Consider the following 8589-nt stretch of genomic DNA (forward strand, 5'->3'; position numbering starts at 1 on the left):
GCGGATCCGCCAGGAGGTCCAGCTGCCGGTGTACGAGCGGCTCGGTGACGCCCGCTCGGCCGCGGTTACCTGGGGAAATATTGCCGACATCCTGTACCGGCGGGGTGAGGTTGATGAGGCGTTGCGGGTCCGCGAGGAGGTCCAGCTGCCGGTGTACGAGCGGCTCGGTGACACCCACTCGACCGCGATCGCCTGGGGCAAGATCGCCGACATCCTGTACCAGCGGGGTGAGGTGGATGAGGCGTTGCGGATCCGTCAGGAGGTCCAGCTGCCGGTGTTCGAGCGGCTCGGTGACGCCCGCTCGGCCGCGGTTACCTGGGGTCAGATCGCCGACATCCTGTACCAGCGGGGTGAGGTGGATGAGACGTTGCGGATCCGTCAGGAGGTCCAGCTGCCGGTGTTCGAGCGGCTCGGTGACACCCGGGAAACTGCGGTCACCTGGGGAAATATTGCCGACATCCTGTACCAGCGGGGTGAGTACGACGAAGCGTTGCGGATCCGCCAGGAGGTCGAGCTGCCGGTGTACGAGAGGCTCGGTGACGCCCGCTCGGCCGCGGTTACCTGGGGAAATATTGCCGACATCCTGTACCAGCGGGGTGAGGTGGATGAGGCGTTGCGGATCCATCAGGAGGTCGAGCTGCCGGTGTACGAGCGGCTCGGTGACGCGCGTTCGACTGCGGTTACCTGGGGCAATATTGCCGACATCCTGTACCGGCGGGGTGAGGTGGATGAGGCGTTGCGGGTCCGCCAGGAGGTCGAGCTGCCGGTGTACGAGAGGCTCGGTGACGCGCGTTCGACTGCGGTTACCTGGGGAAATATTGCCGACATCCTGTACCGGCGGGGTGAGTACGACGAGGCGTTGCGGATCCGTCAGGAGGTCGAGCTGCCGGTGTTCGAGCGGCTCGGTGACGCGCGTTCGACTGCGGTTACCTGGGGCAATATCGCCGACATCCTGTACCAGGGGGGTGAGTACGACGAGGCGTTGCGGATCCGCCAGGAGGTCCAGCTGCCGGTGTACGAGCGGCTCGGTGACGCGCGTTCGACTGCGGTTACCTGGGGCAAAATCGCCGACATCCTGTACCAGCGGGGTGAGTACGACGAAGCGTTGCGGATCCGCCAGGAGGTCCAGCTACCGTTGTTCGAGCGGTTGAACGATCTCGACGGCATCGCCAACGCCCACTGGGGCATCGCGCAGGTCTACCTGCAACGCCTGAGCCACCAAGCCGCAGCACCCCACCTGATTACCGCATTTAACTTTCTGGACCAACTGCAACGACCCGATGGCCTCGCTGTCGTCGGCAACGCCCTCGGCCAACTCCTTACCGCCTACGGGCAACCCGAGGAAGCGCGGTACGTACTGGAGAAGAGCCTCGCCGCTGCCCGCAAGATCGAACACGCCCCGCTCGTGCAGCACCTCGACGGCCTGCTCCGCGACCTGGAAGGCGGGCCTCATCGTGAGGATAAATAGGCCCGACATCGGCGGACCGGCCGATGCCGGCCGCAGGCCAACGCCTGTGTGGCGCCCGTTTGACTGAGCGGGTGCCCGACATCATTCGCGCTCCAAGCCTCTGGCCGTAAGGTCGCAGTTGTCGCCACACCGGCCGCGCACTCTTGGCTTGACCACGATCAAGTGCGCGAGCTGACCGGACCCGCGCCGCAGTCGGAGTTCCGGGACCCGAGCCAGCCGAAAACCCGCTTCGTGGGCTTGCTCACCGTTATTGCCTCCTCCGGCTCCCACTGGGGGAGCCGGAGGCAGCTGACGCTGCGGCGTCGATCTCTAGCCGGCGCCAGCACGGAGAGCTGATGTGCCGGTTGGGTCGAGCCAGCATGAGAACGGCCCTGATCTATCAGCACGCGACCAGCGACTGGGACCGCGAGATAGCCGACAGCATGGACAAGCGGATCGCCAAGGGCAGCCGTCCCCCGAAGGCCAAGAAGCCCAGTAAAGCCAAGAAGAGCGGCTAATGGCACGCCAATGGCACGCAAGATCCACTAACGGATGAAACACAACGGCCCTGGTCGGAGGATATTTCCTCTGACCAGGGCCGATGTCCTGGAGCGGGCGACGAGAATCGAACTCGCGTAATCAGTTTGGAAGACTGAGGCTCTACCATTGAGCTACGCCCGCATGAGCCCCGAGATCACCCCGCGGCTCGTGCACAGCTTACTGAATCATCTGCCCTCCGCGCGAACCGGATTCCCCAGCAGGTGACTCCAGCGCACACGCAGGCGAGCCGACCGCATACACTGGCCGTCGCCACGGGGTGTGGCGCAGCTTGGTAGCGCACTCGCTTTGGGAGCGAGGGGCCGTGGGTTCAAATCCCGCCACCCCGACTGTCACCAACTACCGCAGCAACAAGGAGTACGCCTGTGAAGAGCACCGTCGAGACTCTGAGCCCGACCAGGGTGAAGCTCGCTATCGAGGTGCCGTTCGACGAGCTCAAGCCGAGCCTGCAGAAGGCGTACCGGGAGATCGGCGCGCAGGTGCAGGTGCCCGGCTTCCGTAAGGGCAAGGTGCCGGCCGCGGTGATCGACCAGCGGGTGGGCCGGGGTGCCGTGCTCAACGAGGCCGTTCAGGAGGCGATCCCTCAGCAGATCCTCGCCGCGGTCCAGGAGCACGACGTCAAGACGCTCGGACGGCCCGAGGTGGAGATCACCGAGTTCGCCGACAACGCGCCGCTGAAGTTCACGGCCGAGGTCGACGTGCGCCCGCAGATCACCGTTCCGGACCTCTCGTCGGTCACCGTGACGGTTCCGGCCGTCGAGATCGGTGACAACGAGATCGAGGAGCAGATCAACGGCCTGCGTGAGCGGTTCGCGACGCTGAAGACCGTGGAACGCCCGGCTGCGGAGGGTGACTACGTTCAGCTCGACCTCAACGCCACCGTCGACGGCCAGGAGGTGCCGGGCGGCTCGGCCACCAACATCTCGCACGAGGTCGGCAGCAAGCAGCTGCTCCCCGGCCTGGACGAGGTGCTCGTCGGCCTTTCCGCCGGCGACGAGGCCGAGTTCACCACGCAGCTGGTGGGCGGCGACTTCGCCGGCCGGGACGCCGACGTGAAGGTTGTCGTCCGGACCGTCAAGGACAAGCAGCTGCCCGAGATCGACGACGACTTCGCGCAGCTGGCGAGCGAGTTCGACACCCTCGAGGAGCTTCGCGGCGACCTGCGCGAGCGGCTCATGCGGGTGAAGAAGGTCGAGCAGATCTACGCGGCTCGTGACGAGGCGCTCAAGCAGCTCGTCGAGGCCGCCGACATCCCGGCTCCGGAGGGCGTCGTCAAGGACGAGGTCGAGGGCCGCAAGCAGGCGATGACCGACCAGCTGGAGCGGATCGGCGCGAGCCTGCAGGACTACCTCGCCTCCGAGGAGAAGACCGAGGAGCAGATCGACCAGGAGCTGACCGAGGCCGCCCAGGAGGGCGTCCGGATCCAGCTGCTGCTCGACACGGTCGCCGACGCCGAGGACGTCCAGGTCACCGACGACGAGTTCGGCCACGAGATCGTGCACCGGGCGCAGCGTGCCCAGATGCAGCCCCAGCAGTACTACGACCAGCTGGTCCGCTCGGGTGCGGCGGCCGCCGTCTTCGGTGACGTGCGCCGGGGCAAGGCTCTGGCCTCGGTGATGGAGCAGGTCACGATGAAGGACACCGAGGGCAACACCCTCTCCCTCGAGGACCTGCGCAACGGCGACGACGAGCACGCCGGGCACAACCACTGAGCCAGCTGCACGGCCGGCCACCGCGCGACGCTTGCGCCGCGCGGTGGCCGTTGTCTTTTCCGGGGGTACGACCATGCGCGTGCGCTGTCAGCGAACAGCTGCCCGAGCGGGAAGCTGATGCGCATTCGACCAGTTAGGTTGGTCGTACGACGGACAACCTGCCGGCCGGAAGCTCGGCCGGCACAGTCAGCTGTGAAGGGCTGCCATGACCGATCTCCACATCCCCGCGAGCCCCTCGCTGCGCCGGGGCGAATCACTCAGTGGCAACCTCGACGACTCGGTCTACAACCGCCTGCTGCGTGAGCGGATCATCTTTCTCGGCAGCGAGGTGACCGATGCGGTCGCGAACCGCATCTGCGCCCAGCTGCTGTTGCTCTCCGCCGAAGACCCGGAGCGGGACATCAACCTCTGGATCAACTCGCCCGGTGGCTCGGTGTACTCGGGCATGGCGATCTACGACACGATGCAGTTCATCGACAACGACGTCTCGACCGTCGCGATGGGCATGGCCGCGTCGATGGGGCAGTTCCTGCTCTGCGCCGGCGCCGCGGGCAAGCGCTACGCGCTCCCGCACGCTCGCATCATGATGCACCAGCCGTCCGGCGGCATGGGCGGCACGGCCGCCGACATCGCCATTCAGGCGGAGCAGATGCTTTACACCAAGAAGATGTTCCAGGAGCGGATCGCGCACCACACCGGACAGAGCCCGGAGCAGATCGCGGCTGATTTCGACCGCGACCGTTGGTTCACGGCCACCGAGGCCAAGGACTACGGCTTCATCGACAGGGTGATCACCGGGGCCACGCAGGTCCCGGACGGCGCCGGAACGCTGAACTGAGGAGCTGAACCATGACTGACCTGACCATGCCTCCCGGGTTCGCTCCGGTGCACAACCGCTACGTGCTGCCCTCGTTCTCCGAGCGCACCTCGTGGGGTGTCAAGGAGTCGAACCCGTACAACAAGATGTTCGAGGACCGGATCATCTTCCTCGGCGTCCAGGTGGACGACGCGTCGGCCAACGACGTGATGGCCCAGCTGCTGACGCTGGAGAGCACCGACCCGGACCGCGACATCCTGATGTACATCAACTCGCCGGGTGGCTCCTTCACGGCCATGACGGCGATCTACGACACCATGCAGTACGTGCGTCCCGACATCAGCACGGTCTGCCTCGGCCAGGCGGCCAGCGCGGCCGCGGTGCTGCTCGCCGGCGGCACCCCGGGCAAGCGGATGGCGCTCCCGCACTCGCGGATCATCATCCACCAGCCGGCCACCGAGGGTGGTTACGGCCAGGGTTCGGACATCGAGATCCAGGCCCGCGAGATCATGCGGATGCGGACCCAGCTGGAGGAGATGATCGCGCACCACTCCACCCAGCCGGTCGAGAAGGTTCGCAAGGACATCGACCGCGACAAGATCATGACGGCCGACGAGGCCAAGGAGTACGGGCTGGTCGACGTCGTTCTGGCGACGCGTAAGAAGAGCCTCCAGACGGTCGGCGCCAGTAACTGAGTGTGCGGTGTCAGGGGCCGGCCGGCGGACAGCTAAACTGGCCGACCCCTGACACGCCCGTTTTGGGGGGTCGGAGAACAGCCCCTTTGCGGGTAACGTCAAGGCCGCAGCCTCAGTTACGCGGGTCGGCGGACGATGAGATGGCAACGAGGCAATCCGTCTCGGACATGGACCGGTTGACGGCCGGCAACCAAAGCAAGGAGAACGTAGGTGGCACGGATCGGCGACGGTGGCGACCTACTGAAGTGCTCCTTCTGTGGGAAGTCGCAGAAGCAGGTCAAGAAGCTCATCGCGGGCCCAGGGGTCTACATCTGCGACGAGTGCATCGATCTCTGTAACGAGATCATCGAGGAGGAGCTGGCCGAAACCGGCGAGGTGAAGTGGGAAGAGCTTCCCAAGCCGATGGAGATCTGCCAGTTCCTCGACAACTACGTGGTGGGCCAGGAGCAGGCTAAGAAAGCACTCTCCGTAGCGGTCTACAACCACTACAAGCGCATTCAGGCGGAGTCGAACGGCGCACCCGGCGGCGGCAGCGACGTCGAGGTGGCCAAGTCGAACATCATGCTGATCGGCCCCACCGGATGCGGTAAGACGCACTTGGCGCAGACCCTTGCCCGGATGCTCAACGTTCCCTTCGCCATCGCGGACGCCACGGCGCTGACCGAGGCCGGCTATGTCGGTGAGGACGTCGAGAACATCCTGCTCAAGCTGATCCAGGCCGCCGACTACGACGTCAAGCGCGCCGAGCAGGGCATCATCTACATCGACGAGGTCGACAAGATCGCTCGCAAGAGCGAGAACCCGTCGATCACCCGGGACGTCTCCGGCGAGGGCGTGCAGCAGGCCCTCCTGAAGATCCTGGAGGGCACGGTTGCCAACGTCCCGCCGCAGGGCGGCCGGAAGCACCCGCACCAGGAGTTCATCCAGATCGACACGACGAACGTGTTGTTCATCGTCGGTGGCGCGTTCGCCGGGCTGGACCGGATCATCGAGCAGCGCGTCGGCCAGAGCGGTGTGGGCTTCGGCGCCCGGCTGCGGTCGATCTCGGAGCGGAACACCGATGACATCTTCAGCCGGGTCATGCCGGAGGACATGCTGAAGTTCGGGCTGATCCCCGAGTTCATCGGCCGTCTCCCGGTGATCACGACGGTGCGCAACCTCGACCGTGAGGCTCTCATCAAGATCCTCACCGAGCCGCGTAACGCTTACGTGAAGCAATACCAGCGGCTCTTCGAACTCGACGGCGTCGAGCTGGAGTTCGACGAGGGCGCGCTGGAGGCCATCGCCGATCAAGCGATGCTGCGGGGCACCGGCGCTCGAGGTCTGCGGGCGATCATGGAAGAAGTCCTGCAGAACGTCATGTTCGAGGTGCCCAGCAACCCCGACGCTGCTCGGGTCGTGATCACCCGTGGTGTCGTGGTGGAGAACGTGATTCCCACGATCGTGCCGCGGGAGTTCGTCGGGCGGCGTCGTCGCCCGGACCGCGAGGAGAAGTCGGCCTGATCGTCCACGTCCACCACCGCCGTCCTGTTCAGGGCGGCGGTGGTGTCGTTGTGGGGCCCGTCCGCGCGGGATCGCCGGCCTCGGCCCGGTGGTGTTGACCGGGCGCCACCGCTTCCGCCCGGCGGTGTGGTGCGGCCTGGCACCGCGCCTGGGTCCGGTGGAGACCCGGAACGCCTTCGTAGGTCGTACCCTCGGATTCATGCGCGTCGCCGTCTGCCAGCTGAATTCTCGCGACAACCGTGACCACAACCTGGCCGGAGCCCGCGAACTGCTCGAACGTGCCGCTGCCGGCGGCGCCGAACTCGCGGTCCTGCCGGAGTACGTCGATTTCCTCGGCCGCTCGGCCGACACGCCCAAGCCGGAGCCGGTCGACGGCGAGTTCGGCACGTTCTTCGCCGCGGCGGCACGCGAGCTCGGCATCTGGGTACACGCCGGGTCGTTCCACGAGATCGGCCCGGATCAGAACCGGACCTTCAACACCACGTTGCTCTTCGCGCCGGACGGCACGCCGGCCGCCACCTACCGCAAGATCCATCTGTACGACGTAGAGATCGCGGGCCGGGTCTCCTATCAGGAGTCACGGTCGGTGGCGCCGGGCACGGAGACTGTCGTGGTGCCGGTGAACGGCGTGCCGGTGGGGCTCAGCATCTGTTACGACCTGCGTTTCCCCGAGCTGTACCGGCGGCTGGCGGTGGCCGGCGCCAAGATCCTCGTGGTGCCCGCGGCGTTCATGCTGCACACCGGGCGTGACCACTGGGAGGTGCTCCTGCGTGCGCGTGCGATCGAGAACCAGTGCTACGTCCTGGCCGCCGGGCAGATCGGCGACCACGAGCCGGATCGGACCTGTTTCGGACGCAGCATGATCATCGACCCGTGGGGGACCGTGCTCGGCCAGGCGCCGGACACCGTGGGGGTCACGATCGCTGACCTGGATCTCGCGCGGCTCGACACCATCCGTGCGGAGCTGCCGAGCCTGGCGAACCGGCGACTCCGGGACGCCGACGGTGCCTGAGAGCCGCACGTCAGAGGACGTGGTGGGCGCTTGAGGCGCAGGTCACAAAGTCTGGACGAGGTAGCTGACGACGACCAGGCCGGCGACCGCGCCGCCCAGGAGCAGCAGGGCACCGCCCATCCGGGAGGGGCCGCGCAGGAAGAGCCGGCGGACGGAGACAACCACCGTCACCAGCACAAGCACGCCGATCACGAGCTGCCAGAGCGGCACGAGCAGGCCGAGGAACGCGTCGACCGCCAGAGTCTCGGATGCGTCCATGACGCCACTCTGTCACGGTTTCGATCCGCCGTGTGCGACCGCGCGAGCGAGGCGGGCATGAACGTCGATTTGCGGTCGACCCCGCGGGTCACGTAACTTCTTCTCTGCCCACGGGAAACCGGCACGGAGCGGCACGAAAGTGACGATCCGGAAAGGTGGCTCGGGGGCCGTTGAGAGCGAGCTATGCTTGGACTCAGCGCTCGGGCGGTGCGAGTGGATCCAGCGAGATTGGATTTGCGGAAGCGAAGCCGACCGGGTAGGGTGGACAAGCCAGCAGGGAGCCGGGCGGACTGATCGGATGACGATCGTCGGCCGGTCTGCGGGGAAACACTCTTTTCCTTCATGGGAAACCAACTGGGCGGTGCCGACAGGGTCCTGGATCCTGTGGGGCGACAGCGACCAGGTATGTTTTGAACGGTTGCCTTGAGAGCGGGCCTCAAATCGAGGTTCTCTTTCGATGTGCGGTTGTTCTTTGAGAACTCAACAGGGTGCTTGATAAGCCAGTGCCAATTATGGCAATACCCCGGCTCATCTCTTTGGGGATGGGTGGGAGATTCCTTTGGCAACATTTGTTTGTTGCCGGGACG

General features: G+C 66.0%; 8 protein-coding genes and 2 tRNA genes. 8 read left to right on the plus strand and 2 right to left on the minus strand.

Annotated elements, in window-relative coordinates; genetic code table 11:
• Positions 1-1468 (plus strand): tetratricopeptide repeat protein (locus tag AC0NH5_RS42770; RefSeq protein ID WP_474414189.1); only part of this gene is annotated, 1468 nt, incomplete at its 5' end.
• A 359-nt stretch (positions 1469-1827) separates the two neighbouring features.
• On the plus strand, positions 1828-1965 hold the full coding sequence (locus AC0NH5_RS42775; protein WP_474414191.1) for a hypothetical protein: 138 nt from the start codon (positions 1828-1830) through the stop codon (positions 1963-1965).
• An 89-nt stretch (positions 1966-2054) separates the two neighbouring features.
• On the opposite strand, the gene AC0NH5_RS42780 is transcribed toward AC0NH5_RS42775, so the two are convergent.
• A tRNA-Gly gene (locus AC0NH5_RS42780) sits at positions 2055-2128 on the minus strand.
• Positions 2129-2260: 132 nt separating this feature from the next.
• Between AC0NH5_RS42780 and AC0NH5_RS42785 the strand changes: the two genes are divergently transcribed.
• The 6 genes from AC0NH5_RS42785 to AC0NH5_RS42810 all read left to right on the plus strand — a co-directional run bounded on the left by AC0NH5_RS42785 (position 2261) and on the right by AC0NH5_RS42810 (position 7744).
• Positions 2261-2334, plus strand: a tRNA-Pro gene (locus AC0NH5_RS42785).
• Between the two features lie 36 nt (positions 2335-2370).
• Complete coding sequence (gene tig / locus AC0NH5_RS42790) at positions 2371-3717, plus strand: trigger factor (RefSeq protein ID WP_474414193.1); 1347 nt, start codon at positions 2371-2373, stop codon at positions 3715-3717.
• Positions 3718-3922: 205 nt separating this feature from the next.
• Positions 3923-4555, plus strand: a complete 633-nt coding sequence (locus AC0NH5_RS42795) for a ClpP family protease (RefSeq protein ID WP_474414195.1) — start codon at positions 3923-3925, stop codon at positions 4553-4555.
• An 11-nt stretch (positions 4556-4566) separates the two neighbouring features.
• Positions 4567-5229, plus strand: coding sequence for an ATP-dependent Clp protease proteolytic subunit (locus AC0NH5_RS42800; protein WP_474414197.1), 663 nt, complete (start codon positions 4567-4569; stop codon positions 5227-5229).
• Between the two features lie 210 nt (positions 5230-5439).
• Complete coding sequence (gene clpX / locus AC0NH5_RS42805; protein ID WP_474414199.1) at positions 5440-6732, plus strand: ATP-dependent Clp protease ATP-binding subunit ClpX; 1293 nt, start codon at positions 5440-5442, stop codon at positions 6730-6732.
• A 199-nt stretch (positions 6733-6931) separates the two neighbouring features.
• On the plus strand, positions 6932-7744 hold the full coding sequence (locus tag AC0NH5_RS42810) for a carbon-nitrogen hydrolase family protein (RefSeq protein ID WP_474414201.1): 813 nt from the start codon (positions 6932-6934) through the stop codon (positions 7742-7744).
• Between the two features lie 42 nt (positions 7745-7786).
• Here AC0NH5_RS42810 and AC0NH5_RS42815 read toward each other — a convergent pair whose 3' ends face one another.
• A complete protein-coding gene (locus AC0NH5_RS42815) occupies positions 7787-8002 on the minus strand; it encodes a hypothetical protein (RefSeq protein ID WP_474414203.1) in 216 nt (71 codons plus the stop codon).
• Between the last annotated feature and the right edge of the window lie 587 nt (positions 8003-8589).

This window comes from Actinoplanes sp. 13 (genome assembly GCF_056134165.1).

What these genes read in the sequence shown, in the direction of transcription:
- AC0NH5_RS42775 (WP_474414191.1), top strand. Translation starts at nt 1,828, where the DNA reads ATGAGAACGGCCCTGATCTATCAGCACGCGACCAGCGACTGGGACCGC.
- AC0NH5_RS42810 (WP_474414201.1), top strand. Translation starts at nt 6,932, where the DNA reads ATGCGCGTCGCCGTCTGCCAGCTGAATTCTCGCGACAACCGTGACCAC.
- AC0NH5_RS42795 (WP_474414195.1), top strand. Translation starts at nt 3,923, where the DNA reads ATGACCGATCTCCACATCCCCGCGAGCCCCTCGCTGCGCCGGGGCGAA.
- AC0NH5_RS42800 (WP_474414197.1), top strand. Translation starts at nt 4,567, where the DNA reads ATGACTGACCTGACCATGCCTCCCGGGTTCGCTCCGGTGCACAACCGC.
- AC0NH5_RS42815 (WP_474414203.1), bottom strand. Translation starts at nt 8,002, where the DNA reads ATGGACGCATCCGAGACTCTGGCGGTCGACGCGTTCCTCGGCCTGCTC.